The sequence below is a fragment of the Salinivibrio costicola subsp. alcaliphilus genome, from assembly GCF_001996185.1.
Classification (GTDB): Bacteria; Pseudomonadota; Gammaproteobacteria; order Enterobacterales; family Vibrionaceae; genus Salinivibrio; species Salinivibrio costicola.
In genome coordinates this window covers 1-341 of the sequence record NZ_MUFR01000165.1, presented here as the reverse complement: position 1 = coordinate 341, position 341 = coordinate 1, and the positions used below count along the sequence as shown (strand labels likewise).

Sequence of the window (341 nt, the reverse complement as noted above, 5' to 3'; positions counted from 1 at the left end):
TAAGCCAAAAACTGCCGAGATCATTCGCAAGAATGGTGAGTGGTTTATCTCGGTTTCAATGGAATACGATTCCATTGAAAGACAGTGTGGCACTAAAGCCATTGGTCTTGATTGGGGTGTTTCTCATTATTTTTCGACCATCGATCAAGATGGTCATTTTGAGCAAGTCGAAAACCCTCGCTACCTGAGAAACAGCAAAGATCAACTAGCGTCTGTGCAACGCGACCTTGCGTTAGCAAAAGGGGGGACTCGCGCCCATCGCAAACTGAAGCACAGAATTGCTAAATTGCACCAAAAAATCGCCCGTCAACGACTCGATTTTACTCATAAAGAAACTGCAA

Annotated in this window: 1 protein-coding gene; it reads left to right on the top strand. The window is 44.6% G+C overall.

From position 1 onward, the window contains the following. Nucleotides 1–341 (top strand): transposase (locus BZJ21_RS15705; protein ID WP_158075554.1); only part of this gene is annotated, 341 nt, incomplete at both ends.